A 25,984-nucleotide genomic window follows, 5' to 3' on the forward strand; every position below is an offset into this window, starting at 1 on the left:
TCCCTGATAGCTCAGTTGGTAGAGCACTCGACTGTTAATCGAGTTGTCACAGGTTCGAGTCCTGTTCGGGGAGCCATTTTTATCCTATGCCAGGCTTTCATGGAGAGGTGTCCGAGCTGGCCGAAGGAGCACGATTGGAAATCGTGTAGGCGTCACAAGCGTCTCGAGGGTTCGAATCCCTCTCTCTCCGCCACCTATAAGCTCGATTTACTTAAGAAAAGCCTGTTTACGTGGCCCGTTGGTCAAGTGGTTAAGACACCTCCCTTTCACGGAGGTAACAGGGGTTCGAGTCCCCTACGGGTCACCATTATTACTTTAGAAGTATATTCCCATGGAGGCTTAGCTCAGCTGGGAGAGCATCTGCCTTACAAGCAGAGGGTCGGCGGTTCGATCCCGTCAGCCTCCATTTTTACCTTTTTAACGACGCGGGGTGGAGCAGCCCGGTAGCTCGTCGGGCTCATAACCCGAAGGCCGCAGGTTCAAATCCTGCCCCCGCAACCAACCTCTTAAAGTGTGAAACTTTTGACTTCGTCAAAAGAACCCAATATGAGGTGCAATATTTTATGTGTGGAGCCGTGGTGTAGAGGCCTAACATGCCTGCCTGTCACGCAGGAGACCGCGGGTTCGAATCCCGTCGGCTCCGCCATTTTTTAATCAGTTTGAGTCATTAGCTCAGTTGGTAGAGCACCTGACTTTTAATCAGGGTGTCGTAGGTTCGAATCCTACATGACTCAGTTTTTTTTTCGTTTTATGCGGTCATGGCGGAATTGGCAGACGCGCACGGTTCAGGTCCGTGTGGGCTAACCCCCCGTGGAGGTTCGAGTCCTCTTGACCGCATCACAAAGAGCTTTCTTAATTCCTTCTAAAGGAGCTAAGGAAGCTTTTTTTTGTACATTCATTTTCAAATTACTATTGACATTGATTATTATTATCACTAATATCAGGGTATAGGCGGTATATTTGAGCGGTGGAGGTTATGACTTGAAAACGATTAAATACTGCTGCAGAAATGAGAAATTCGGATCCAAACAAATATATAAGTCGTTGAAGAATGAATACCCTGACTTGAAGCAAAAGAAGAAGGATTGCCTAGGGAATTGTAAGCATTGCAAGAAAGAGTGCATCGCGATGATCGGCAAAAAAGACTTAGTTTGTGCCGCTTCGCCTGACCTACTATATGCTCAGCTGAAGCAGATTATTGCTGAATCCAGGGCTGAAACCGTCATGGCCTGAATATTAACCTTTGTAAAATTTCCGACTTCCGTTTGTATTTGTATATGAAGTTCTGGTAATCTTGTATGTATGGGGATTTGCAAAAGATAACCATACAGAAAGGATGTGCAGCACATCATGTTAAAAGATGAACTTACGGAAGCGCTCAATGAGCAGATGAACTATGAATTTTACTCCGCGCACGTCTATTTGGCCATAGCTGGTTATTGTGCAGCAGAAAGCTTGGATGGATTCTCGAACTTTTTTATGGTTCAGGCGGAAGAAGAAAAGTTTCATGCTATGAAGATTTTCAAATTTATTAATGATCGTGGGAAAAAGGTTACCTTCGCTGGCATGGACACGCCTGTGAATGAGTACGAATCGATCCTCGACGCTTTTGAGCATGCCTACAAGCATGAGCAGGAAGTTACAAGACGCATTTACCATCTGTCTGATTTGGCACTCAACGATCGTGAGCATGCGACTATGCAGTTCCTCAAATGGTTCATTGATGAGCAGGTAGAGGAAGAAGCAATGTTCGACAGCATTATTAATAAGCTGAAAAGAATCGACAAAGACAGCAATGCCTTCTTCATGTTGGATGCGGAATTTGCACAGCGCTCATTCACTCCACCAACCGGGGAATAATTACATACTATTAATGAAGACCCAAACTTACTTTTTCGCCGTTATTGGCGAAGGGTAGGTTTTTTTATGTTTACTGACGTATAGCTGTCAGGGTTTATTTTATATACTGAAAGAAAAAAAGGAAGTGCCGCATGGAAAAATTAGATTTGACCAAAGCCTACAAGGCCTATTACACAGCTCCGACCAAACCGCAGCTAATCGATTTTGGACCAGTTTGGTATGTAACGATCCAAAGAACTGGGGATCCGAATGGAGAGGTCTTCGCATATGCCACTGAAGCACTCTATACGCTTTCTTACAGCATTAAGGGCATTTATAAGATGGAAGAGAAAGACTTCACTGTGGCCAAGCTAGAGGGCTTGTGGTGGGTAGATGGAGATAGCCGCAACGCGTTGGAGGTACCTAAGGAACAGTGGCGTTGGAAGCTGCTGATCCGGATGCCCGATTATGTCACCGCAGAGAAGGTGGAGGAAGCCCGAGTTAAAGCAATAGGTAAGAAAAAAGAACTAGTGCTGCTTTCGGATATCCAATTTGAAAGTTTGCATGAAGGAAGCTGTGTACAGATGCTGCATATTGGTCCGTATGCCACCGAGCCTGAAACGCTACGTCAAATGTATCAATTCATGGAGACAAGCGATGTAAACATTAGCGGCCTTCATCATGAAATCTATTTATCCGACCCCAGGAAGATTGAGCCTTCGAAAATGAAAACGATTTTGCGGTACCCTGTAAAGGCGGTAGGAGTGGTGAAGGGGTGATTTTTGCTGTAAAATAGAAGGAAATGTCGAACTGCTGGGGGGAAGGCGATGCGGACACGTCCTATTCAAGCGATTGGTTATGTGATCGGCGTTCTAGTGATTGGGATAGGGCTCATGATGCCTACGACTGCAGCCCAAGCCTCCTGGCTCGATCGGGTGAAAGATATTTATCAGCTGCCTGAGAATGTGGAGCAGATTCAGAAAGATTACGAGGCAACGAAACAGCAATTAGAAGAGCAAAAGGACAAGCTATCGGAAACGATTCGACATTCGCAGGAAACCGAAGAAAAGCTCCTCCAGCAAAACGAAGCACTCCAAAAGGAAAATGAACTGCTGCAAGAGCGCTTAAAGGTCATGGAGCAGGTGGCGTTAGATAAAGAGAAACGGAATCGTAAAATAACGAATATGGTTATCGCGGTAGTGCTGCTTATCGTGCTGTATTTTGTACTCGGACGGGTATTTCGGTATGTAGTCTGGCGGAGACAGAAGCGTCAAACGAGATAGGAGGCCTGAGAGGCATGGATGTAAATTTCGAACATGCAAGCTCACACGCGAAAATGGCCACCTTGCGCATCGAACAAGACGAATCAATTCATGTGCTGCATCCAAACCAGATCGTAGCTTTTCAAGGGAGGTCCGAGCAAAGAGAAGACTCTTTGATGAAGCTGCCTAGTATGTACCGCAAAAGACGTTTGATTCAATCACGCGTGCGAGGTCCCGCTCAGCTCATGCTAGGCTTGCCAGAGGGCTACAGTATGTCTGTTGTGCCTATTGGGGTTGACGATGACCTATTGTATGAGTTTCGGCATGTTCTGTTTTATACGGACGGTGTCAGCTTTACTTCTCATCTGCAAAATGTTAAGAATACGCTGATCACGCAAGACCTTGTGAAAATGCAGTTCAAAGGGCCAGGAACGCTAGGGCTTCTGACTGCTGGTCCCTTGTATCAGATGGCGTTGGATCCTAAGCAGCCTTTATATGTAGATATTAACTGTCTTATTGCGTATCCACGGAGTGCAGTGCTGCGCCTCAGCGTATACGGCAATACATTAGCGAGTCAGCATATGAATTACCATTGGGAGATGACGGGGCACGGACATGTGCTGCTGCAGCCATGCAAGCCGGATCGTAAGCTCGATGAGCATATGAAAAATGACAGCTTCTTGCGGCGAATTGCAAGGGAAGTGCTCCCTTTTGGCGGTATTTTTATAAAATAATACGTTTGTCACAAAAAACATTTGCATTTGTTCTCAAATCCTGATATATTATTCCTTGTCGCCTCTGAGAATGAAATCAAGTGACAAGCAAGATATACCGTGCGGAAGTGGCTCAGCGGTAGAGCATCGCCTTGCCAAGGCGAGGGTCGCGGGTTCGATCCCCGTCTTCCGCTCCATAATTTAAGCGCCCTTAGCTCAGCTGGATAGAGTATTTGACTACGAATCAAAAGGTCGGGAGTTCGAATCTCTCAGGGCGCGCCATTCTTACTTAAGTTATAAGCGTTTCGGGATGTAGCTCAGCTTGGTAGAGCACCTGCTTTGGGAGCAGGGGGTCGCATGTTCAAATCGTGTCATCCCGATATTACGCGGGTGTAGTTCAATGGTAGAACTTCAGCCTTCCAAGCTGGTAGCGTGGGTTCGATTCCCATCACCCGCTTCAAACAAAGAAAGAGCCACCTTCGGGTGGCTTTTTCTTTTGTGCGTTTAGGGAAGAGAAACCACAGAGGGTAGGGCCGTCCGTGAAGGCAGCTTGAGTAATCTCGTGTAGGACGAGCGTCCAAATCTACCACTGGTTGCTTCCGAAGGAAGCATGTTCAATGAGGTCGAGCAGGTGAGAGGGAACTGGAGTCCGCTATTTCGGGCAAATCTGTTTAATTCCCCGATTAGGGGGAACTACAGGGCCTTATTTGCCACCCAAAGGCGAGCTTATAGGCTGAAACTGCAAAATAACGGAACATAGTTCCCTCGGCGGGGCAAATGCACCGTTTTCCAACTAAATAGAGGCCTGTAGTTCCCGTTAACACACAGGGGAACACGATGTAGCAAATGAAAACATCCTGATAGGATGCCAGAACCTCCTCATTTCTTGGCAAAAGATGATGAAAGCGGTATACTTATTTTGTTAACGTGTGCATTATCGTGAGACGATATCAATGAAATGAGGTCGGCGACTATGAAGGCGAAGAGGCTTGGAAATGCAAGTTTTGACATCTCAAACATAACCTTTGGCTGTTGGGAGCTCGGAGGAGGTCCTTGGGAGTTCACGAACGACCAAAATAATATCGAGCTCATCCGTAAAGCTTTCGAGCTCGGCATCACAACGTTCGATACGGCAGAAGGCTACGGCAATGGGCACTCGGAAGAGATCGTCGGTGCTGCTTTGGCAGATATACGCAAACAATGTATCATCACAACGAAGGTGAGCAGAAGCAATCTAGCTCCTCAAGATGTACGGAGATCAGCAGAAAACAGTTTGAGTCGTTTGAAGACAGATTACATAGATGTTTATTACATTCACTGGCCTAGTTTTGAGATTCCCGTGCAGGATACTCTTGCTGAATTTGTGAAGCTGAAGGAAGAAGGCTTGATTCGGGCTATTGGCGTTTCGAATTTCTCTCTGGAGCAGCTGAAAGAAGCGGTGAATTACGCACAAATCGATGTAATTCAGCCTGAATACAGCTTGCTGCACAGAGCCATCGAGCAAGAGATTTTGCCATTTTGCCAGGAACATAACATTGGTGTGATGAGCTACAGCTCGATCGCGAAAGGGATTCTGACAGGTGCTTTCCATCTTGATGGAAAGACGTTGAAAGAGGGAGACTTCCGCAAAGAGAGAAGGCTGTTCCTTCCGGAGCATTTGGAGGCAGAGAAGGAGCTACTGGCTGTGATGAAAGAAATGGCTGATTCCAAAGACGCTAACGTGTCACAAGTAGCAATTGCTTGGCTGCTGCACCAGGAAGTACTTACTTCGGCCATTATAGGTACACAGGACGAGCATCATCTCGAAAATAATATCAAAGCGGCCTCATTGTCATTATCCGCCTCAGAGCTAGAGACTCTGAACACAGTCAGTGAGCGTGCATTGTCAGTAATTGGCTACTCCTAGCAGCCTAGTTGCAAACCACCCCGATGGGGTGGTTTTTTGTTATGCCTTATGGTGAGCGGGATGTAAGCATTATTCGACAAAAGCAACTGGTAAAAATTACCATTTGTCAAAAGTTGTGCCTACCAATTAAACTATGCTAGTCTAACATAGACAAAAAATGCCGAATCTCGGAGCATCGAAAGCTCTGGTACGGGGGACTTCTTTATTTGGGGTGAATGAGCGCTGCTAGCTGAGCGTACTAGGGAAAACCTCTTCCCGAACCCGTCAACTAACCTCGGAGGCGTCAAGGAGGCAAGGCTTTGAAATCTTTTTCTTCACGTCTTATTTGTTCATGCGCAATTGTATGCGCCGCAGTACCAATGTTTACAGCACACTCCGCTCAGGCTGCTTCGGCGCCAACGGACCGCCCTGTAAAGGTGCAAGTCAATGATGAGCTGCTGAAGTTCCCGGAAGTTCAGCCTTACATTGATGACAAAGGCATCATGCAAGTTCCACTCCGAGTGCTATCTGAGAAGCTGGGCTATCAGGTGAGCTGGGAGAAGCAAGCGGATCAAATCGAGGTCACACTGGTTAACAAACAGCAGTCGATCTTACTCGTGACAGAGCAGCCACAAGCGCTCGTGAACAGTAAGAAGATCAGTTTGGAGAGCAGTCCAACCGTGTACCAAGGGAACACCTACGTTCCACTGCGTTTCATCACGGAAACCTTCGGTTCGCCAATTGAATGGAATGATGCAAACCAGATCGCGATTGTGGATGTGGATGGAAAGTCGCACAAACCAGCTTGGATTGCACCTCCACCGCCGCCAGCTCCAGCACCGGCTCCTAAGGTTGCAGCAGCTCCTGCTCCGTCTGTGAGTGAGCAAATTGCTCAGACGGCAAACGCCTATATGGGCGTGCCTTATGTGTGGGGGGGCACGACACCGAGAGGATTTGATTGCTCTGGTTTTGTGCGGTTTTTGTATCAAGCGAAGGGGATCGATTTGCCTCGTACGTCAGCGGAAATGCACAGTGAAGCAGGCACGAAAGTCACGGATTTGAAAGCCGGAGACTTGGTGTTCTTTGCTTCAAAGACAGTGAATCACGTGGGCATTTATCTAGGCAATGATCGATTCATTTCAGCGACTACATCTAGAGGCGTGGCTGTGGACAGCCTGTCGAGCGCATATTGGAGCGCAAGATATGTCGGAGCGAGAAGAGTTCTGTAAGGATAGGACTATCGAACACTTGTTTCTATGTTCTTTCGAATGAAAGACATAGAGAGCGGGTGTTTTTTTTCGTTCGCAGAATCTTGCGATTTTTATCGAAATTTTATGGTTTTTAGCCTATAATGAAGAAATGTTTGGAAGAAAGAAAGAGCAGGTGAACACGAGCGCATGCATTTAAGTGTCTGGAAGAGTTGGTTTCATAAAAAGAGACATTCGAGTATAGCAGATAGCATGTATACCGTGGATAAGGGTCCTGCCATGCCAGAAGAGATCCGGGAAGTTATTCAGCAGTTTTTTCGTACATACAATCATTTCAAAGGGGCTAGGAGCCTGCAAACGGATACGTTTATCAAAGAAGTATTTTACGCAACGAAGCAAGATCCTAGAGACCAGAGAACAATAGAAGAAATGGAAGCCTATATCCAACACAAAAATGTGCTGAGGTTGCGGCTGAAATCTTATGTAATTGATGAATATTTAAGCCTAGGTGAGAAAATTTGTATGATTGGTGTTACGCGGGAATTCAACAACAATCATAAGAATCGCGTCTTGTATTTTCTAATTAAAGAAGATCATGCTTGGAAGTTTCACCATATCGCAAGGTCACATCATGGCACTATTTTAGATAAATTTCAAATTAAAGAACAAACGGGATTCGTCGTAGGCAACGATAAAGCTGCACTCCTGTTCCTGACACACTCTAGTTCAGTAGATGCCTCCACGTTTATAACGGGAGATTACGTGCATGCTGAGGGGTATTTGGACGTGGAACAAGAGCCGAGCAGCCATTTGTACTATCGGGTTGTACGAATGAATCGTGTTCACTAGCTGTAGGATCATGCCACAAACCGTGAGGGTAAGCTTTGCTCTGTCGAGTAACGCTTATTTGGCGTCTGTGCTAAACTATCTTCTACTTCTTTTTAGTTCACGCAGCGAATAAAAGGTGCCTCTCCAGTAAATGCCGCCTTGTTTCCAAGTCAGCCAAACGGAGCGAACAATCGTGTAAACAAGCAGCGAAGCGCTGACAGGAAGCAGATAAGCGGAATCACCTCTGAGGCTCATTATTCGGGACATGAGCTTGCGATAGAGCCAGATTTGCAGAATAACAGCAGCCGCATAGACGGCTCCACGCCAATCCCAGAGGAAGAGAAGGCCAAGCCATGGGCCAATAAAAAAGCCGATCTGTCCCAAACAAGCGAGCAAAGCAACGATGTAGCTGTAGCGAAAGCCAGAAAAAAGGTTTTTTTCCAGTCCAATAACCGCTTCTTTGAGCGAAGGGTACCATTCTACTTCAAGCAGGTGCATGGCAGACAATATTCTTTGGCGGAAACCTGCTCTTTTGAGGAAGATACCTAACTGTAGATCATCATCAGGTCTTAACGCGATCGCCTTATGCATGCCGATCGCTTCATAGGCGCTGCGGCTTACCATATTGAACGCGCCGATACCAATGCCAGGGGCTTTGGAGTTGTCAATATTCGCACGCCAGGGGCGAACGAATAACGAAAATGAGAACAGAAAGAAATGGACGAATCCCTTGAGTAACGCGCCTCGCGCGATCATATTTGGCGTCAGCGTGAGGTGCTGCACATCCTGTTCCTTCATATAACTGACTGCGTCAGCTATCGTGCCAGGAGTAAACAGAATGTCCGCATCTGTAAACAGCAGATACTGTCCTCTTGCCTGTAGATATCCTTGGTATAGCGCATGGTTTTTGCCAAGCCAGCCTTCGGGCAAGTGAGTGATGTGAATGATTTGCAGTTTGGTGGAGATGTCTTTCTTGCCTTCGGACCATTTGCGCAGCTCCTCCAGCCGGACACCGGTGGCATCCTTCGATCGATCATTGACAGCAATGATTTCGAGGCGCGGGTAATTCTGGGAAAGCAGATGCCTGACGGTTTCGCGGATTGTCGTTTCCTCTTCTTTGGCTGCAATGATGACAGATACAAGCGGGGGCTTGTCTGGGAATTGACTGGACTTAGACTTAGGCAGCGTTCGCAGGTGAGGCAAACCTTTTAATACATCCATAGTGACGAATAACCAATACAGGAGGGTTAGAAGAGCGATGATGCCGAGAGTGGACACAGGATACCTCCTTATGGAAGAATAGAAGTTGATCGCATTATATCATTCATCCTTGGTAGGGGGAAATTTTGCTGGAAGCTTGTAAGAGGAGGAAATGATAGATGGGGGAAACGCCCGACACACGAGAGCAGTTTTGGAAAAAAATGAATGGTGAGCAGTTGGCTCTCTTTCTTGAAACCATTGGAGAATCATCGGAGATTGAGCCGAGCGAGCTCTTTTTTGTATGTATTGGGACAGATCGATCAAGTGGAGATGCCTTGGGACCTTTAGTAGGTAGCAAGCTTGCCGAGTTTGGATATCCTCATGTCATAGGCACGTTGGAAGCACCCTGTGATGCCAGTAACATTGCGGCGCGACTGCAGGAAATTCCGCAGGGCAGTGTCGTAATTGCGATAGACGCTTGTTTGGGCCAGAAGTTGTCGGTAGGCATGTACCAAGTATCGAATCAGCCGCTTGCGCCAGGCAAGTCGGTTGGGAAAGATTTGCCCCATGTTGGCGATTACACAATTGCCGCCATTGTTAACGTGGATGGCCCAAGGCAGTATAATATTTTGCAAACGACGTCGCTTTACAGGGTTATGAATATGGCGGATGAAGTGGCGAGAGCGATTCGGCATGCATTTCCCCTCGTACCCTCGGATAGACAGAGCTAGTAACAGAATGGAGTGATGAAATTGGGACCAGGCGGTGGAGGACGGCTATCTGATAGGGATAGGCCTAAGGCGAAGTTGAAGGATGTATCGGTTAAAAGAATTCTGACCTTGTTCCGAGGCTACTGGGGGCAGTTGTCAGGCATTATAGGGCTGGCACTGCTGGCAGCTATAGTCGGGTTGATCCCCCCTTTGGTCATGAAGGAGATCATTGATAAGGCGATTCCGCAAGGAAGCATGAAGCTGCTAGCCGAGATGGCGATGCTCATGCTGCTGCTTCCAATCGTGAGCGGTGTGCTGGGCGTATGGCAGAATCATCTCAACACAAAAGTAACGCAAGGGGTAATCCGGGATTTGGGGCTGACTTTGTTTCAAAATCTGCAGCGCCAGTCGATGGCTTTCTATACGGATGCCAGATCGGGCGAAATCGTGCAGCGGATCACAGGGGATGTGCAGGCCGTTCAAGGCGTCGTTACCTCACTTGTGGTGTCATCAATTACGCAGCTTGTCATTGTTGCAACAACGATTGGTATTTTGTTTGCCCTGGATTGGAAGTTGGCGATTATCGCTGTGCTGATTCTTCCTCTTTTTATGATGCCGGTTAAAAAGGTTTCGAAGCTGCGCAAAGCACTCCGCATCCAAACACAAAAGGTGAGGTCTGATATTACCTCACAGCTAAGTGAAAACTTCGGCATCTCCGGCGCTTTGTTGACCCGTATTTTCGGTAGGGAGCGGCAGCAGGAGGCCGACTTTAAGGCAATGAACCAGAAAGTGATGGATCTGGAGCTGCGGCTTAATCTGGTCGGCCGATGGTTCGGGATGGCGACGAGTACGCTCGGGCCGCTGGGTACAGCCATTATTTACTTGTATGGCGGGTTTTCGGTTATTTCCGGCACCATGTCACTCGGGGCGATTGTTGCCTTCTCGGCCTATCTCGGCCGATTGTATATGCCTGTAGGTACACTGCTGAACCTACAGGTAGAAGTAGGGACGGCGCTGGGCGTATTCCAGCGGATTTTTGAATACCAGGACATGGTGCCCGATGTCATGGATGCTCCTGATGCGCGGCCGCTGAGCCAAGTTGCGGGGCGAGTGGCTTATAAGCAAGTTTCCTTCGCTTATAAGCCAGGGCAGTACGCGCTGCGGGACGTTACGTTCGAGGCGCAGCCGGGCGAAATGATTGCGCTCGTCGGGCCGAGCGGCGCCGGCAAATCGACGCTGATCGGCATGATCGCGCGGCTGTATGACCCGACGTCGGGAAGCGTCGAGGTCGACGGCATGAACGTCCGCGAAGCTCGGCTTGCTTCGCTTCGCGCGCAAATCGCGTACGTGACGCAGGAATCGTTTCTGTTCCACGCGACGATTGGGGACAACCTGCGCTTCGCGCGAGAGGACGCTACGCGTGAGGAGATGGAGGCCGCGTGCCGCCAGGCCTACATCCACGACTTCATCGTGTCGCTCCCCGAAGGGTACGACACGATGGTTGGAGAGCGCGGGCACCGGCTCTCCGGCGGCGAGCGCCAGCGGATCGCGATTGCTCGCGCGATCCTGAAGCGCCCGCGCATCCTCATCCTCGATGAGGCGACGTCGCATTTGGACTCGGAATCCGAGTCCTATGTGCAGGCGGCGCTCGAGGAGCTGATGCAAGGGCGCACGACGCTCGTGATCGCGCACCGGCTCTCCACGGTGCTGGCCGCCGATCACATTCTGGTGATCGAAGCGGGCAGCGTCGTGGAGCGGGGCACGCACCGCGAGCTGCTGGCTCTTGACGGGCTGTATGCGCGGCTGTACAGCACGCAGTTCGCCAAGACGGAAGAAGAGGCGTAGGGGATGGCTCTGGAAGGTCTGTAAAGTCTGCAAAGACAAGACCTTTCGGGGCTTTTTTTTGCACGCAATATTTTGCACACGAAATAGGGTTTGCGGATGTTTTAGGAGGGAGGGAACTAGAGTCCGCTATTTCGGCCGAAACCAAGTAGTTGGCTAGGAAGGGGAACTAGGATCCGCTATTATGCCTTATGTGGGCTAAATGGGCAGTCTCGGCGGCGAATAAGACCCTGTAGTTCCGATTCATGGGGGAATATGCCAGTTTTGCTGAATTAGCGGCCTATAGTTCCCTCAGCGTTGAAGGATTTGCTCGATAAACGGCCAAGTATATGTTATTTCCACATGTCGGTGATAGGACAAGGAGCAAAGCAATGGTCGAGATCAGCCAGGTGCTGGAGGAAATCGTTACAGATATTCAGAAGAGTTTTGGCAGAAGAGTTAGGGATGCTCAGCGGCTTAACAAAGGTTGGCTGAATGTAAAATGGCGACTTATGACAGACAAAGGTCTTGTATTTGTTAAGTTCTATCATCCGGATCGGTATAAGCTGCATGTGCCAGCGAAAAGAAAGAAGATAGAGAAGACCTTGTATTTGCAGCAGCGGCTGCATGAGTCAGGCTTATCCTGCCCAGAGGTGTACGCCTCATTGGAAGGAGTGTTCGTGCAGGAGACTCCGACGGGCCACCACTATGCGATCATGGACTGGGTGGAGGGAAATGTTCCCGTTCCCGGGGGCATGAGTCCTTCCCATATGTATGACTTAGGCAAAACAACAGGCCACATGCATCAAATGCTTCATGATGTTCCGCTAGCCAACCAAGCATGGGAACCGGATCAGGCAGGTTGTCTTAAGGAGCTTCAAGCTAACCTCGAGCAAGCGATCCAGAGCCATAACCTGCCGCTTATTGTGCTGTTGGAAAAGGCGATCAAGAACGTCCAAGCGCTGGATTTTGATATATTTTCAGAGAGTACGATTGGCTGGCTGCACTGGGATCTGTGGGCGGATAACCTGCTGCTTCGTGCAGATGGGGTAGCGGGAATTGTCGATTTTGACCGCATGGATGTGGCTTATCCAGAAATCGATATCGCTCGAGCTGTGTTGTCTGGTGCATGGGAGATGGATGGGATTCGTGTGGATACGGCTCAGGCTTTTCTAAATGGGTATCGGGAGCATGCTGCCGCGCCAAGGGGGATACTTCTTCGGGCTGTTCAAATGCTGTATTTAATTGAATCCATTTGGTGGCTTCGTACGGAGATTTATGAGGAGACTGGTGTCCCGGCGCGGTTTTTGCAGGAAATGGAGTGGGTTACTGAGCATTGGGACAGCATTCCTGATTTGATTGGCCACTTGTAGTAATCTTCCATGATCTGGACAAGCTAACGACAACGAAGAGGCGATGCGAGGGTTAAAAAAGAATGATCTCTATCGCCCGCAGCTAAACCTGTCCATGCCAAACTAGAACTCTTGCATACGATATAGGGAATCGCATTTCAAATAGGAAGCGGGTGAGGTTCCATGAGAAAAACGCAGGCAGCTAAATTGGAGAATCAGGTCTATTCGAACCGGGTCGCAAGATCGGAGTTCGATAACAACTGGCGAACGGTGATAGGCAGAGGCGGATATATCATCTATATTGCGACGGCCAATCGGGCTAAAGTGACGGTTCTGCTGAATAACGGGCAAAGCAAATTAATCACTTTCAATAAAGGCGGTAGAGTGCTGGTCGGTTCCGGTGGCGTTAGTCATTATAGTAAACCCCATTTGGCCAAAGACCTATAATAGAAGCTAAGAGAGGAAGGCTGCCGAGGTTCGGTGGCTTTTTTAGTAGTCCAAAAAGGACGAAGAAGACGTTATCCTCGCGTGCCATGTGTGGTACGATGTAGCTAATATGTGTACATAAAGAAGGTGATTCATAGTGGAATTAACGTATCTAAAAACCTTTCGTGAAGTAGCCAAATGGGGAAGTTACACACGCGCTGCGGAAGTGCTCGGATATGCGCAGTCGAGTATTACGACTCAAATTCAAAAGCTGGAGGAATCTTACGGAGCCGTTCTTGTAGAACGATTCGGAAGAAGTATGAAGCTCACACTTGCTGGCGAGGCGCTCCTGCAATATGCCAACGAGATCTACAGGCTCCATGAGGAGTCAAAGGAGGTTGTTTCCCAGCAGTCCAGAGGGATAATTTCCATAGGTACGATAGAAACGCTAGCTGCTTTTTTTCTTCCGCCGCATCTTCAGACGTATCGCCATCATTTCCCGGAAATTAATGTGATGATTCAACCGGGCAACGAGCCCTTCATTATTGATGCTGTGAAAGAGGGTGCGCTTGATGTGGGCATCATTCTGGATCCACCATTTCAGGATCCTGAGCTTCATTGCTGCATGTTAAGGGAGGAGGAGCTCGTTATCATCGCTAGTCCTGCGCACAAATTTGCCCGTGTAAACGAAGTGCAGATCGGAGATTTGGAAAAAGAATCGTTAATTCTAACGGAAGATGGTTGTACATACAGGGCTACGCTGCTTAGGACGCTCAAAAGCAATCAAATTCCCTATTCCTTGTCTTATGAATTTGGGAACTTAGAAGCAATCAAGCAGTGCGTCATGTACGGACTTGGCATAGCCTTATTACCGCGCATCGTTGTTGCCGAGGATATTAAGAATGGCAGGCTCACCGCAGTCCCGCTTGTTCATCCAGATTTTAAATTCTACACGCAGCTTATTTACTCAAAGAAGAAATGGCAGTCCAAAGCGTTTACTGGCTTTTTGGACGTTCTTGGCGCCTTTAATTATCAGAATGATTGAAGTTAGGTATCAAATACTATCGATAACTCCATGGTTTGGGATCGTGTTATAGTCAATTCAAGTCATTCAGCGATTGAAAATAACACTTCAAATGGAGGTAATCCCTATGAACAATCAAACGGTAGTATCGCTAGTATTGGAAACACCTGCTGCCTCACCGGTGGCTGTATATCGCCATTTTATGAACAAATTATCGATGGAAACGGATGTAGCGGATGTACGCTATGACATGCAGCATGGGGTCAATGACTTCTTGCTGATCGACGTGAGAAGCAGTAAGGCGTATACAGAGTGTCATATCCCTGGGGCGATCAATGTGCCCTCAAACCAGATCAATGATGAGACGACGGCGGCTTTGTCCAAAGACCAAGTGATTGTTGTCTACTGCTGGGGACCGGCATGCAATGGAGGCACGAAGGGCGCGGCCCGTCTATCTGGGCTTGGGTTTAAAGTGAAAGAAATGCTAGGTGGGATTGAGTATTGGCGTAAAGAAGGAAACGAGGTAGAGGGCACATTAGGGCAAGCGGCTCCATTGATCGGATAATAGTCACTCGGCGTTCCTGCACGAAATAGAGGGAGTTTTCAGTAATTCCCGTTAATTGAAGAGGCACTCCCTCGGTCATTCGATGACTTTGGGAGCAGCCTTTTTCTTTTTGGATTGGAGAGGAATGGATATTAAGGGTTTTTTAGATAAAACAATTGATATTGATTATCACTATCAATATAATAAAGTTAGTGAATTGGTAATCATCCAACAAATACCAGGTGGTGAACGGGAATTGTCTTTTCAGGAGCATATTTTACTTTGGAACCATGCGGCACTGAAAGTGCTAGACGTGCGCCGTACGATTATGCAGCCAGGTGAAAGTATACATGCCTACCAGCTTCCTGCGAGTGTATTTCTGTATGCAACACGTGGGAAAGCTCAGTTGCTGCTCGATAATAGTATGTATTCGGCGGATAAATGTCATGTTTGTCATGCAGGTAAAGGCACTTTTCTTGATATTGTCAATGTCTTGGAGACTTTTGAGTATTTTATGGTATTTTATAAAGCTGTTCTGGCGCTTCCTGCCAGGAAGGAACTGCTGCGACTGCAGGAGAAAAGCAATCCGTTCAAGCTGCAATTTGGATTCATGCCACAGCATTCGCTTTCCTTGTTTCTACAGATGGAAGAGATGCATCAACAGTGGACGCAGCTAGGCCCATTGGAAAAGTTCCATGTGAAAGCTTTATTTCATCAGTTTGTCTACGAGATGCTGCATCAGCTGCAGGAGCAGGGCAGAGAAATGACAGTTCCGGAACCTGCCTTGCAAGCGATCCGATATATGCAGGAACATTATGCGGAGCAAATGACGCTGCAAGGATTGGCGGAACTACTGGACTGCAACGGGCGTCAGCTGCAGCGGCTATTCAAAGCGAAGGTAAGTATGGGACCTATGGAATACTTAATGCAGGTGCGATTGGGAAAAGCGAAATCGCTTCTGCAGCATACGGACGTGCCTATCGCCGAAATCGCAGAGGACGTCGGATATACGGATAGTTATTATTTCAGCCGGATATTTAAAAAGCATGTTGGGGTTTCTCCAGGGCGATTCAGAGAGAAGTCTGCTCGGGCAGATTTTCGTCGCCATAATCCATGGGTTTTGTCGCAATTGCCCATTGTTCCCAGTAAATTGCAAAAGTATAGTGGGTTAAGTGAGGATGAATATCATTATCAGGAAGTCGGCGGAGGGATGTCAGCGGTGTATCCCTACTCGGTTCCAAAGTCTTCTATTGCTATTGGTTTTATGCTTACACTTGCGTTGCTCCTCAGTGTGTGCTCAGGGCCGGCCCCTATTAGCGCTCAGGCAAACGGGAGTGCAGCTTATACGAAAAGAACTTTGGTGCAGTCTTCGGCAGTAGTCGGGAAGACGGCAGAATCCAATGCTGTTAGAGCTGTACACACAACTCGTACGATCACACATCTTAAAGGCGAGCTGCCTCTCGACACTATACCGGAGAGAATTGTTGTACTCGATGCGCAATATACCGACCAGTTGTTGGCACTCGGTAGACAGCCTGTTGGCAGCGTTATTGCTACATCGGATGTTTCGGAATTCCCTGCCTATGTCTCGCATCAGCTGAGCGGCATCAAATTAATGGGGACGAAGGAAAGGCCTGATCTCGAGGCGATTCAGCAGGCAGAGCCGGATCTTATTATCTGCACGGAGTTCCAAGCGGATAGGTATGACGAGCTTGCTCAGATTGCGCCGACGCTGCTGCTGGATCGGAATGCGGATTGGCGCTGCACGCTTCATACGTTTGGGCAGATTTTGGACAAAGAGCAAGAGGTACCTGACGTATTGGCAGCTTACGAGCATAAGATTGCCACTCTGCAGACCGCGCTAGCAAGCAAGTTAGGCCGCGAAACGGTTGCCCTGATCAGGCCGCGCGACCATCAGATTCGGCTTCACACCACAGCACATCGCACAGCAGATATTTTGTACAGCGAACTAGGGATTCAAGCGCCAGATTTCGCTAATGATAGCGAGATTTCTAGCAAGTGGGTTTCACTGGAGGATCTTCAACAAGTAGATCGGTTGCTAGTGCTAACGGACGACTCGAATACAGAGCTGATCGGTGAATATCAGAAATCCGAGATTTGGCAAGGGTTAAGAGCCGTCCAAGCCAATCAAGTGTACTCCGTAAATACAACAATGTGGATCGGATATTACGGCCCCATTGCCATCGATCTTATTTTAGATGAAATAGCAGAAGCTTTCCTGCAAGAAAATTTGCTGACGGTATAGAGATAATGTGTGAGAGTCACCTACTATATACGGATGGAGAGAGAAAATATGACCTTAACCAAAGTACGATTGACGATCGATTCCAGTGCTGAGGATGAATTGGCGCGAGCTAAGCTGGTCGATCTGCATCAAATTGTCGTTGATCAGGTGATGCGGCTGGAGATGAATGAATCTGTCAAGGTCACGATTGAGTACGGGGGAGCCGATCGGGAAGATCGGCTTTCTTCACATACGGTGGTAAGCGGTGATGTTTATGTAGATGAAGTGCAAGGTGGAAAAATGGATAGTTTGAGTGAGAGGCAGCGGCAGATCGCCGAAATGTTATGCAACCATTATTCAATTAAACGAATTGCGGAAGAGCTTTATGTGAGCGTTAATACCGTTAAAAAACATATTCAGAATATGAAAAAAGCGCTCAATATCGATGTTTCGGGCGCAGATTTTATTTATACGGTGAAGAAAATACTTCAATATGGGGGCGGCGAGGAGAAGGCCATGCTTCAATCGGAGTAGCGATATTATCTGATTGGAGAATAGACTGCATTCGGATTTGTTTGGTATGCTGTTACTATTAATTGATAATGATTATCAATATCAATTAATGAACAATAAACAAACAAGATCTGAAGGAGTGAAGCAATGATGGTTAATCTTACAGTCACGGAACAGTCCCAAAATACGCGCTATCTCGAAAGCCAATCGCAGCGGGAATCCAATGCGAGATCGTATCCTAGAAGGCTTCCGATTGCGATACAAGAAGCGGAGGGAATTTACGTAAAAGATATGGACGGCAAGGTGTATTATGATTGCCTTGCAGGAGCCGGGACGCTTGCGCTCGGTCACAATCATCCTGTGGTCGTGGACGCGATCAAGGAGATGCTTGACAGCAAGCGACCGCTGCACACATTGGATCTGACAACACCGCTGAAGGAGCAGTTCGTGGATGAACTGTTTGCCAGCTTGCCAGAGGAATTCGCCAAGCATGCACGCATTCAGTTTTGCGGACCGACTGGCGGAGATGCCATCGAAGCAGCGATTAAGCTTGTCAAAACGGCTACGGGCAACCGCAGTATCCTGTCTTTCCAAGGCGGATACCACGGGTCAACGCATGCAGCTATGAGCCTTAGCGGAACGCTGGGGCAAAAGGAGAAGGTGAACGGCCTTATTCCGGACGTACACTTCATGCCATACCCCTATGCTTACCGCTGCCCGTTCGGCGTTGGTGGCGAACAGACACACGAGCTTTCCTCCCGTTATATCGAGAATTTACTCGACGATCCCGAAAGCGGTATTGTTTCCCCTGCCGGGATGATTTTCGAAGTTGTACAAGGCGAAGGAGGCTCTATCCCTGCACCAGTGGAATGGCTTCGTGAAATGCGGAGAATCACGCAGGAGCGGAACATTCCACTCATTATTGATGAGGTGCAGACGGGACTTGGGCGGACTGGCAAGCTGTTTGCTTTCGAGCATGCCGGCATCATTCCGGATGTCTTGGTATTATCCAAAGCGATTGGCGGAAGCTTGCCGCTATCGGTGGTCATTTACAATAGCAAATTGGATGTATGGAAGCCAGGTGCGCATATCGGCACGTTCCGGGGCAATCAGATGGCGATGGCAGCTGGTCTAGCTACTCTGAAATTCATCAAGGAACACGATGTTCCTGGCAAAGTAGAGAAGCTGGGTCAATATTTACGCACTCACTTGAATGAGCTGAAACTTGATGTGAACTGCATTGGAGATGTACGTGGAAGAGGCCTAATGGTCGGCGTAGAAATCGTCAACGCGAAAGGGAAATTGGATCGACTCGGCCATTATCCCCAGTATCCAGAGCTGGCTAGACGGATACAACAGGAATGCTTCCACAGAGGCTTAATTCTGGAAGTTGGCGGCCGACATTCTTCCGTGATGAGGTTCTTGCCACCACTGATCGTCACGCAGCAGCAGCTGGATGACATTGCGCGCCTGTTCAGTGAAGCTGTTCATGCGGCATGCGCAGCTCTGGATGCGTGACTGGAGCGGTAGAGAGAGGAGAGATCGACCACGGATGTTACAACAGCAAACGGACGCAGTCGCGAGAAGCACGGAGCTTGCGGAAATGGCGACCATACGCGCGTTACTAAACAGCTATTTAAGAGAAACCGGTGAGAGGGATCCACGGGCAGCAATCCCCGGATTACGCTATTTCATCGATACCTTTCCTAAGCAAGGCGATCCATTCCTGCTTCATCTTCCGATGATCGACAAAACGATTACGGGGGCCATCACGTATTATTCGGCCATAGGTCAGCATGCGTATGGATCGTTCTTCTATGAAGCGATAGCTGGCGGGGTATTTCGTGAGCTCGATATGGGACGGTTGCTTACGCTGCTGCTTACAGAGCTGGGAAACCGAAAAGAGGCCCAGAATGGTCATGCGGATGAACAGCGAGTGAGATCCCGAATTGAGAATAGCTTCCGCAAGATGAGCCACTACATGGAGCATTTCCTGAATCAAATGCAAGTGGATATGGCCTGGAAACCGGAATGCGTCCGCTCGGAGCAGTCGCTCTATATCGGTCATCCGTTTCATCCTTATCCGAAAAGCACCGAAGGTTTTGACTTTAGTGAGCTTGCCGCTTACAGCCCTGAGATGGGCGCCTCCTTTCAACTGCATTACTTTGCAGTCCGCAAAGAGTTGGTGCATGAAGAGTGGCTGGATGGAGAAGAAAGCATGGCGCTTCCGCCCTTTGCCTTATTGCATGCGCGTCAGCAGTTAGGCGATGCAGCAGGAAGCTACAAAGTGCTGCCTATGCATCCTTGGCAAGCCGTTTATGTCATGCGTCAGCCGCAAATTCAGGAAAGGATGAAGAAAGCGGATATTATCAGCCTTGGTTCATGCGGTCCTGTCGTATATCCGACTTCTTCGGTAAGAACAGTGTGGGAACCGACAGGAGGTTACGGCTTCAAGCTGCCTCTCCATGTTCGCATCACGAATCTGCTGCGGGAGAACACGCAGGAGCAAGCAGAGCGGACGATGGATGCGGCACGGGTGCTGCATCATCTTAAGGATGAATGCCAGAACGATCATTTCCAGATTCTTTCCGAGACGGGATACAGCAGCGTTAGGTTGGCAGAAATGCCAGAGGAATGGTCAGCATGTTTCACGGTCATTTATCGCCCGATGGAGCTTCCTAACCCATTCACGTACGTACTGGCATCGATGTTAGAATGCTTACCAGGTCAAACGGAGCCTAAACTGATTCAGGCAATTAAGCATAGCAGGCAGGGGACACTGCCTGACTTGCGTGAATGGATGGCCGCATACCTGCGAATTTCGATGGTCTCGCTGCTGCGCATGTTAGCTGAACAGGGAATTTCCTTCGAAGCACATCTGCAGAATTCGCTGGTGTCCTTGAAAGATGGCATGCCCGATTGCTTCTATGTGCGTGATCTTGAAGGAGTAAGCATCGACCGCCGCAAGGCAGCTGAAGCGGGCTGGACCCAGTCATTGCTGGCCGAGAGCAGTCCTGTGCTGTATGAAGAGTCTGAAGCTTGGATGAGGACTAAATACTATTTCTTCGTGAACCATCTTGGTTCACTGGTCCATACGATTGCAGCATATAGCCGTGAAGCCGAGGAGCCTTATTGGCGTATCGTCCAGCAGGTGCTCCAGCAAGAGCGTTCAGAAGCAGATGAAAGAATGCTTCCTTACATTGACGATTTGCTGCATAGCGCAAGCTTACCTGCCAAAGCCAACTTCACAAGCTGCTTTTTATCTAGGGGAGAAAGACCGCTGTTTGTCGACATCCCTAATCCGATGAAGGTGTAGCTGTGGAGAAGTGGAAACGCAACCTCTACATTCTATACGTCGGTCAATTTATGGCCATGGCCTCAACGAGCAGCATTACCCCCTTTTTACCGCTGTACTTGCAAGATCTTGGACTTACGGATCCGAAAAAAGTGCTTTTCTGGTCCGGCATGATCTATGGAGCGAACCTGTTGACTGCCTTTCTATTCTCCCCCCTCTGGGGGAAGCTGGCTGACCGCTATGGACGCAAAGTTATGCTCGTCCGATCCGGCATCGGGATGGCGATTACGATTACGCTGATGGGTGTTGCAACCAGCCCTGTGCACTTATTGTTGCTGCGTCTCGTCAATGGTGTTCTCTCCGGGTTTGGCCCGGCTGCCATCGCTCTTACCGCAACGAATACACCCAAGGAACGCGGTGGATATGCGCTGGGTATTTTACACTCCGGGGCGGTAGCCGGAACGATCTGCGGGCCGCTGCTGGGCGGTTTGATGGCCGACCATTTCGGTCTGAGAGAGGTGTTCTTTTACACTGGCATCAGCATTTTTGTGGCCGCATTGATCGTTATTTTCGGGGTTAAGGAAACATTTGAGAAGAAAGTAAAAACCGAGAAGAAAACGGATCTGATTCAGGATTTCAAAATGATTGTGGCTCGTAAGCCAATTGCTTCGCTATTCGTCTCCTCGGCAATCCTAAGGGCGGCGATGATCGGCACTCTGCCGCTTATTCCGCTGTACGTACAGCACTTGGCGACTGGATCGGATAATCTGGTCGTCTTGGCAGGGATTACCTCAGCATCCATGGGGATAGCCAATATGATTACTGCTCCGTACCTGGGGAAGCTGGGTGATAAATTCGGTTCGCATCGGGTTTTTATCTATGCGGTGCTTGGCGCGATTGTATTTTCAATTCCGCAGGCGTTTGTTCACCAATTATGGCAGTTAATTGTATTAAGATTTTGCACGGGAGCTTGTATTGGCGGCATGATGCCATCGATGAATGTGCTGATTCGGCAGTACGCGCCAATCGGCATGGAGAGCCGGACCTATAGTTATGTCAATTGTGCTGTGCTGCTTGGCGGCTTGGCAGGTTCACTCGGTATGGGCGTCATAGCGTCGAATTTTGGCTTGCCGATGATTTTTCTGTGTGCAGCCGGATTGCTTATCCTAAGTAACATTTGGATGAAAATGAAAGTGTTCCCTCACATCACGTCGCGTAAGGAATCGGCTGCCCTAGCAGGCGGCCAGGAAATAATCAAATGAGGTGTAGCGAATGAATACGACACAATGGGTACCAGCAAACCAAGCTGATTTGGATAAAAAAGTAGAGGAACGGGTGCTTGGACAGTTAATCGAAGCCGTACTTTATGAGCAAATTGCCATCCCCTTGAGCGGAGTGCCTGCTTCCGGATTTGAAGGAGAGCTTACTTTGCAAGGGAAAGCGGCTGATGGGGAGACGGTTACCTACCGTTTTCTAGCAAAAAGAAAAATGACCTTTGACCGCATCCGATTAGCCAGAGATACGATTAAACGCAAGAAGGGGAATGAAGATTGGGCCGCTGCACAGTTGTCTCCATTCGTCCTGGAAGTGCTTGGCCAGATTCAGCCAGATAAAGAACGGCTGGGCATGCTGCTGGAAGAGCTGCAAAGCACGTTCGTGAAAGATGTGCAGGCTCAGGCTTACCGGGCATCTGCGCCGCAATCTGTGCCACAATCAGGGGATCAGCGCAGCTATGATGAGTTGGAAAGCTTGCTGGACGGACACCCGTATCACCCGTGCTATAAATCTCGAATCGGCTTTAGCCTAGAGGAGAATGCCCGTTACGGCCCTGAATTTCATCAAGATCTTCAGCCTGTATGGCTGGCTGTTGCCAAGACACATAGTCAGCTTTCCCTTCTGGATGGGGAAGATTATCGGGACATGATCCAGCATGAGCTGGGCATTGAAACTTATAGCCATTTCGGGACGATTTTGCTCGACAAAGGGTTGCCTGCGGCTGGTTACCTGTTCATGCCTGTTCATCCATGGCAGTGGGAACACATGATTACCTCCGCATTTCAGCAGCAACTAGCAGATTCAACGATTGTGAAGCTTGGGTCTGGAGAAGATGTGTACCGTGCGCAGCAGTCCATTCGCAGCTGGGCTAATCAGTTAAACAAAGAGAAAGCTTATTTGAAAATGGCGCTGAATATTACGAATACTTCGACCAGACGGATGCTCGCGAAGCATACCATCTTGAATGCGCCGCTTGTTTCACGCTGGTTGTTGTCACTGACGGAAAAAGATGAGACGGCTAAGAAGCTTGATCTTGTTTTTCTGGCTGAATTTGCAGGGATCACCTATGAATATGAGAAGCTTCCAGCCGATTTGCAGCCGCAGGCTTACGGAAATTTGGGTGTGGTGTGGAGGCAAAGCGTTCACCGCTTCCTGAAAGACGGCGAAGCTGCTATTCCGCTGAGTTCAGTTACGTATGTAGACGGTCAGCAGCCATTCATCGAACCATGGGTGCAGCAATATGGCCTACAAGCATGGACGCGCCAGCTGCTTGGTGCAGCCATAACCCCGCTTATTCATATGCTGTATGCGCACGGATTGGCGATGGAGTCGCATGCTCAGAATATCGTGCTCATCCATAAAGACGGCCTGCCTGTTCGACTCGCATTGAAGGACTTCCACGATGGTCTGCGCTTCTCTAAGGCAGAGCTTCCACAGCCGGAGTACTGTCCAGATCTGCACTTAGAACCTGCTGCGCACCGGGCAATCAACCGGCATTCCTATATGCAAACGGATGATTTGGATGCCGTGAAAGATTTTCTGCATAGTGCCTTTTTCTTTGTGTGTTTGGGCGATATCGGGATATTTTTGAACGAGCGTTATGGGCTGGAGGAGTCGGAGTATTGGCAAATGGTGGCTGATGTGATTCAGCAGTATCAACAGGAGCATCCCGAGCATGAGGTTAATTTCGGGAAGTATGATCTCTTCTCCGATACAATTCGGATCGAACAATTAGCACGAAGAAGGCTGTGGAAGGACATGGAAGTTGATCCGAAGCATGTTCCGAACCCCTTAGCACAATATCGTTTCTCACAAGGAGGTCAGCTATAATGCCAAACAAACTTACGAGCAATAGGGCCGAATATAGGGTGATGGAAGATTTGGTGAATGCTCTGCTGGCGGAACAGTTTCTAGATGGTCATGCCTCTATAGAACTGTTGTCCAAAGAGGAGTGGGCTTCAGTTGCCTCGGAAGATAAGTTTTTGAAAATGGTTCAGGAGCAGTTCGGAGCCGATGCAGTAGAGGAGGCTACTCATGTATACCAGTGGAAACTGGAGGATGCCGTGATCGTGTTTCCCGTGAGCACTGCGATCACACAGCCATATCGGTTTGAAGCTTCCTACGGGGTGTACAAAGTGAGCCAAGGAAAGGATCTGTCCAAGCTTGGCCCGCTGGAACTGATGGGGTATGCTGTGACTTTGTATGCCAATGACCCGGTGGCGGTCGATCCTTATGGAGCGGTAAAGTTCCTGCACATGATCGAGCAAACGCTGCTGCAAACCTCTTTTTCGCTTGAAAATGAGCAGCCGAGCGCACATATTCTCGGGCTGCCGCAAGCAGCATCGCTACTCGAGGCAGAGCGCAAAGCGGCTTACCGTGATCGGCCTTTTCACCCCGTGTCCAAGGTTAAACAAGGCTGGGTCTATGATGAGTGCAGCAGCTACACGGCGGAATTCGGTCGTCCGATCAAGCTGAACTGGATGGCTGTGAAGCAGGATTACGTCGTTTCCGGGCTGGAGGAAGGGAAGGAGTTGTTCCCTGTAGATCTGCTGCTCACGGACGAAGAGCGCAACCAGATCAGCGTCGAGCTGGATAGACGTGGTTTAGGCGAAGGCGCGTATACCGCTATCCCGGTGCATCCGTGGCAGATGTCTGCGATTTTGCCGGACCATATTAAAAGGGAGCTCGAAGAGAAGATCTGTATTCCTTTGGAAACAGAAACGGGCACCTTCTACGCAACTTCATCTGTGCGTTCCTTAATGCCGGAAGTGGAGAGTCCTTATCATGTGAAACTGCCGTTAGGCATTTATTCACTGGGCGGACTTCGTTATCTGTCGGCGATTAAGCTGATGAATGGTCAGCAAGCGGAGTCTTTGATGAGACAAGCCGTGGAGCGGGATGCCGTGCTGAAGCAAAAGCTGTTTTTATGCGATGAAACAAAATGGTGGGCGTATTTGCCGGAAGATCGGGATCTGTTTGCCGACTATCCAAGACATTTATCAACGATGATCCGGGAATATCCAGCCCAGCTCGTGCAGGATGCTGATATTCGCTTGCTGCCTATGTCGGCGCTATCTGTTCATGAATCAGCGGAAAACGGCCATATCTTCGATGAGTGGCTGAAGTTGATTGGAGCGGATCAAAGTGCTGAAGCCGCCGTGCAGCTGTTTCGTGAAGTGCTGGTGTCCTACTTCGAGATCTGCTTCCGTCTGTTCCGACTCGGCATGATGCCGGAAGTTCACGGTCAAAACTGCGTGCTGGTTTGGAAGCAAGGCAAAATCGAAGGACTGCTGCTTCGTGATCATGATGCGCTGCGTGTGCATGTGCCTTGGTTAAACGCAAACGGCCTTGAGGATCCAGCCTATACGCTGCGTGCGGGTTATCCGAACTCGTTGTATCATGATCAGCCACAGAAGCTGCTGACTTTCTTCCAAATGCTCGGCATCCAAGTGAACAGCTATGCGATATTGAGAAGTGTTTCTCAATACTACGGCTTGAGCGAAGCTTCCTTGTGGAAAGAGCTGCAAACATGCCTAGAGGAAGCTATCCAGAAAGCGGATGTGCCGGATGAGGTGGCTGATGTTCTGAATGACGCGCTGTTCGTTAAGGCTGCTTGGCCTTGGAAGCAGATCGTGCGTCCGCTCCTGAAGAAGCAGGCGCTGCGCGTGCCTGGCAGCATGCCTTATGGCCAAGGAGAAGTGGCGAATCCCTTTCATGTTTTGACTCAGACGCATCAGGTGCAGGATGCGAGCAAAGAAGCGCAGCTAACGAGTCGCGGATAATTAAGGATGTTAAGGATGTTAAGGATGTTAAGGATGTTAAGGATGTTAAGGACGATAAGGAT

22 protein-coding genes, 11 tRNA genes, 1 rRNA gene and 1 riboswitch (1 of these 35 only partly in view) are annotated in these 25,984 nt (G+C 48.8%); of the genes, 33 read left to right on the forward strand and 1 reads right to left on the reverse strand.

Annotation, left to right across the window (positions count from 1 at the left end; translation table 11 throughout):
* The 20 genes from rrf to GQF01_RS01085 form a co-directional block, all read left to right on the forward strand.
* Positions 1 to 55: ribosomal RNA gene (gene rrf, locus GQF01_RS00990) — 5S ribosomal RNA — on the forward strand; it begins 84 nt to the left of the window's first position.
* A gap of 46 nt (positions 56 to 101) precedes the next feature.
* Positions 102 to 193: transfer RNA gene (locus GQF01_RS00995), tRNA-Ser, on the forward strand.
* A 39-nt stretch (positions 194 to 232) separates the two neighbouring features.
* Positions 233 to 307, forward strand: a tRNA-Glu gene (locus GQF01_RS01000).
* A gap of 26 nt (positions 308 to 333) precedes the next feature.
* A tRNA-Val gene (locus GQF01_RS01005) sits at positions 334 to 406 on the forward strand.
* A gap of 18 nt (positions 407 to 424) precedes the next feature.
* Positions 425 to 501, forward strand: a tRNA-Met gene (locus tag GQF01_RS01010).
* 68 nt (positions 502 to 569) lie between these two features.
* A tRNA-Asp gene (locus GQF01_RS01015) sits at positions 570 to 646 on the forward strand.
* 15 nt (positions 647 to 661) lie between these two features.
* A tRNA-Lys gene (locus GQF01_RS01020) sits at positions 662 to 734 on the forward strand.
* 18 nt (positions 735 to 752) lie between these two features.
* Positions 753 to 837, forward strand: a tRNA-Leu gene (locus tag GQF01_RS01025).
* 144 nt (positions 838 to 981) lie between these two features.
* A complete protein-coding gene (locus tag GQF01_RS01030) occupies positions 982 to 1,233 on the forward strand; it encodes a DUF1450 domain-containing protein (RefSeq protein ID WP_127458787.1) in 252 nt (83 codons plus the stop codon).
* A 117-nt stretch (positions 1,234 to 1,350) separates the two neighbouring features.
* Positions 1,351 to 1,860, forward strand: a complete 510-nt coding sequence (locus GQF01_RS01035; protein ID WP_161404912.1) for a ferritin — start codon at positions 1,351 to 1,353, stop codon at positions 1,858 to 1,860.
* Positions 1,861 to 1,991: 131 nt separating this feature from the next.
* The gene (locus GQF01_RS01040; protein WP_161404914.1) at positions 1,992 to 2,618 is read left to right on the forward strand and encodes a GyrI-like domain-containing protein; all 627 of its coding nucleotides are present in this window, start codon (positions 1,992 to 1,994) and stop codon (positions 2,616 to 2,618) included.
* 48 nt (positions 2,619 to 2,666) lie between these two features.
* Complete coding sequence (locus GQF01_RS01045; RefSeq protein ID WP_161404916.1) at positions 2,667 to 3,122, forward strand: hypothetical protein; 456 nt, start codon at positions 2,667 to 2,669, stop codon at positions 3,120 to 3,122.
* Between the two features lie 14 nt (positions 3,123 to 3,136).
* Positions 3,137 to 3,835, forward strand: a complete 699-nt coding sequence (locus GQF01_RS01050; protein ID WP_161404918.1) for an AIM24 family protein — start codon at positions 3,137 to 3,139, stop codon at positions 3,833 to 3,835.
* Between the two features lie 101 nt (positions 3,836 to 3,936).
* A tRNA-Gly gene (locus tag GQF01_RS01055) sits at positions 3,937 to 4,011 on the forward strand.
* A gap of 8 nt (positions 4,012 to 4,019) precedes the next feature.
* A tRNA-Arg gene (locus tag GQF01_RS01060) sits at positions 4,020 to 4,096 on the forward strand.
* 24 nt (positions 4,097 to 4,120) lie between these two features.
* A tRNA-Pro gene (locus tag GQF01_RS01065) sits at positions 4,121 to 4,194 on the forward strand.
* A gap of 6 nt (positions 4,195 to 4,200) precedes the next feature.
* Positions 4,201 to 4,271: transfer RNA gene (locus GQF01_RS01070), tRNA-Gly, on the forward strand.
* A 516-nt stretch (positions 4,272 to 4,787) separates the two neighbouring features.
* On the forward strand, positions 4,788 to 5,720 hold the full coding sequence (locus tag GQF01_RS01075; protein WP_161404920.1) for an aldo/keto reductase: 933 nt from the start codon (positions 4,788 to 4,790) through the stop codon (positions 5,718 to 5,720).
* Between the two features lie 148 nt (positions 5,721 to 5,868).
* Positions 5,869 to 6,018, forward strand: a riboswitch (cyclic di-AMP (ydaO/yuaA leader).
* Position 6,019: 1 nt separating this feature from the next.
* Positions 6,020 to 6,928 carry a C40 family peptidase gene (locus GQF01_RS01080; protein ID WP_235958728.1) on the forward strand — a complete coding sequence of 303 codons (909 nt, stop codon included), beginning with the start codon at positions 6,020 to 6,022 and terminating at the stop codon, positions 6,926 to 6,928.
* 168 nt (positions 6,929 to 7,096) lie between these two features.
* On the forward strand, positions 7,097 to 7,756 hold the full coding sequence (locus GQF01_RS01085) for a hypothetical protein (RefSeq protein ID WP_161404922.1): 660 nt from the start codon (positions 7,097 to 7,099) through the stop codon (positions 7,754 to 7,756).
* Positions 7,757 to 7,831: 75 nt separating this feature from the next.
* On the opposite strand, the gene GQF01_RS01090 is transcribed toward GQF01_RS01085, so the two are convergent.
* Complete coding sequence (locus GQF01_RS01090; protein ID WP_161404924.1) at positions 7,832 to 9,013, reverse strand: glycosyltransferase; 1,182 nt, start codon at positions 9,011 to 9,013, stop codon at positions 7,832 to 7,834.
* Positions 9,014 to 9,114: 101 nt separating this feature from the next.
* On the opposite strand from GQF01_RS01090, the gene yyaC reads away from it, so the two are divergent.
* From yyaC to GQF01_RS01155, 13 genes are all read left to right on the forward strand, one after another.
* Entirely contained in the window at positions 9,115 to 9,666 is a 552-nt protein-coding gene (gene yyaC, locus GQF01_RS01095; protein ID WP_202555964.1) for a spore protease YyaC, read from the forward strand.
* A 15-nt stretch (positions 9,667 to 9,681) separates the two neighbouring features.
* Positions 9,682 to 11,490, forward strand: a complete 1,809-nt coding sequence (locus GQF01_RS01100; protein ID WP_161405183.1) for an ABC transporter ATP-binding protein — start codon at positions 9,682 to 9,684, stop codon at positions 11,488 to 11,490.
* Positions 11,491 to 11,858: 368 nt separating this feature from the next.
* A complete protein-coding gene (locus GQF01_RS01105) occupies positions 11,859 to 12,839 on the forward strand; it encodes a phosphotransferase enzyme family protein (protein WP_161404926.1) in 981 nt (326 codons plus the stop codon).
* Between the two features lie 162 nt (positions 12,840 to 13,001).
* Positions 13,002 to 13,265 (forward strand): hypothetical protein, encoded by a 264-nt coding sequence (locus tag GQF01_RS01110; RefSeq protein WP_161404928.1) that lies wholly within the window; start codon positions 13,002 to 13,004, stop codon positions 13,263 to 13,265.
* A 136-nt stretch (positions 13,266 to 13,401) separates the two neighbouring features.
* The gene (locus tag GQF01_RS01115) at positions 13,402 to 14,289 is read left to right on the forward strand and encodes a LysR family transcriptional regulator (protein WP_161404930.1); all 888 of its coding nucleotides are present in this window, start codon (positions 13,402 to 13,404) and stop codon (positions 14,287 to 14,289) included.
* 106 nt (positions 14,290 to 14,395) lie between these two features.
* Positions 14,396 to 14,833 (forward strand): rhodanese-like domain-containing protein, encoded by a 438-nt coding sequence (locus tag GQF01_RS01120; protein WP_161404932.1) that lies wholly within the window; start codon positions 14,396 to 14,398, stop codon positions 14,831 to 14,833.
* Positions 14,834 to 14,957: 124 nt separating this feature from the next.
* Positions 14,958 to 17,078 (forward strand): helix-turn-helix domain-containing protein, encoded by a 2,121-nt coding sequence (locus GQF01_RS01125; protein WP_161404934.1) that lies wholly within the window; start codon positions 14,958 to 14,960, stop codon positions 17,076 to 17,078.
* A gap of 48 nt (positions 17,079 to 17,126) precedes the next feature.
* A complete protein-coding gene (locus tag GQF01_RS01130; protein ID WP_161404936.1) occupies positions 17,127 to 17,591 on the forward strand; it encodes a response regulator transcription factor in 465 nt (154 codons plus the stop codon).
* Positions 17,592 to 17,717: 126 nt separating this feature from the next.
* The gene (locus GQF01_RS01135) at positions 17,718 to 19,088 is read left to right on the forward strand and encodes an aspartate aminotransferase family protein (protein ID WP_407945382.1); all 1,371 of its coding nucleotides are present in this window, start codon (positions 17,718 to 17,720) and stop codon (positions 19,086 to 19,088) included.
* 34 nt (positions 19,089 to 19,122) lie between these two features.
* The gene (locus GQF01_RS01140) at positions 19,123 to 20,886 is read left to right on the forward strand and encodes an IucA/IucC family protein (protein WP_161404940.1); all 1,764 of its coding nucleotides are present in this window, start codon (positions 19,123 to 19,125) and stop codon (positions 20,884 to 20,886) included.
* A 2-nt stretch (positions 20,887 to 20,888) separates the two neighbouring features.
* Positions 20,889 to 22,127, forward strand: coding sequence for an MFS transporter (locus tag GQF01_RS01145; protein ID WP_328803375.1), 1,239 nt, complete (start codon positions 20,889 to 20,891; stop codon positions 22,125 to 22,127).
* A 10-nt stretch (positions 22,128 to 22,137) separates the two neighbouring features.
* Positions 22,138 to 23,970, forward strand: coding sequence for an IucA/IucC family protein (locus GQF01_RS01150; RefSeq protein WP_161404942.1), 1,833 nt, complete (start codon positions 22,138 to 22,140; stop codon positions 23,968 to 23,970).
* On the forward strand, positions 23,970 to 25,922 hold the full coding sequence (locus tag GQF01_RS01155) for an IucA/IucC family protein (RefSeq protein ID WP_161404944.1): 1,953 nt from the start codon (positions 23,970 to 23,972) through the stop codon (positions 25,920 to 25,922). Before GQF01_RS01150 ends, GQF01_RS01155 begins: the two co-directional genes overlap by 1 nt.
* Positions 25,923 to 25,984 lie beyond the last annotated feature (62 nt).

This window comes from Paenibacillus silvestris, assembly GCF_009882985.1.
GTDB classification, from domain to species: domain Bacteria; phylum Bacillota; class Bacilli; order Paenibacillales; family NBRC-103111; genus Paenibacillus_E; species Paenibacillus_E silvestris.